The sequence below is a fragment of the Flavobacterium sp. ENC genome (assembly GCF_020991415.1).
GTDB lineage: Bacteria > Bacteroidota > Bacteroidia > Flavobacteriales > Flavobacteriaceae > Flavobacterium.
The window spans coordinates 1-1,000 of sequence record NZ_JAJMOY010000027.1; the positions used below are offsets into that span (position 1 = coordinate 1).

Consider the following 1,000-nt stretch of genomic DNA (forward strand, 5'->3'; position numbering starts at 1 on the left):
TGCCAAACGTGTTGGACTCTCGCAGGTTCCCACTTTTAGGGAACCGTAATACACTTTATTGTTTTCCAAAACTGTTGTTGACGAAACTACTGTTGTTCCATCAGCAGAATCGTACCAAGTAACATCACTTTCGTTCGTTACCAAATCAGCTACGGTTTTATTATCCACTTTACAGAATTCCTGTGTGGCATGTGCAGTTGTTGGCGTTTGCGGATCACTTAAAGTTACTGTTACCGCCAAACGTGTTGGACTTTCACAAGTTCCTACTTGTAGTGAACCGTAATACACTTTATTGTTTTCCAGAACTGTTGTTAACGGAACTACTGTTGTTCCATCAGCAGAATCGTACCACGTTACACCTGATTCAGTCGTTACCAAATCAGCTACGGTTTTATTATCTACTCTACAGAATTCCTGTGTGGTATGTGTAGTCGTTGGTGTTTTCGGATCACTTAACGTTACTGTTACCGCAAGTCGTATTGGACTATCACAAGTTCCTGTTTTTAAAGATCCGTAGTACATTTTATTGTTTTCCAAAACTGTTGTTAACGGAACTACTGTTGTTCCATCAGCAGCATCATACCAAGTAACATCACTCTCGTTCGTTACCAAATCAGCCACAGTTTTATTATCCACTTTACAAAATTCCTGTGTGGTATGAGCAGTTGTTGGTGTTTGCGGATCGCTTAATCTCACCGTTACAGCCAAACGTGTTGGACTCTCACAAGTGCCCACTTTTAGGGAACCGTAATAAATTGTTCCATCGGTTAAAACTGTTGTGGACGGAACTACATTTCCTTCTTTTTCAGCATCAAACCACGTTACACCTGATTCAGTCGTTACCAAATCAGCTACGGTTTTATTATCTACTCTACAGAATTCTTGTGTGGCATGTGCAGTTGTTGGTGTTTTCGGATCACTCAAATTAACCGTTACCGCCAAACGTGTTGGACTTTCACAAGTTCCTACTTGTAGTGAACCATAGTAAATTGTTCCATCA

1 pseudogene is annotated in these 1,000 nt (G+C 40.6%); it reads right to left on the reverse strand.

Going from position 1 to position 1,000, the window contains the following annotated elements:
• Window positions 1-1,000 (reverse strand): annotated as a pseudogene (locus LPB89_RS21890) (hypothetical protein); the annotation flags it as partial.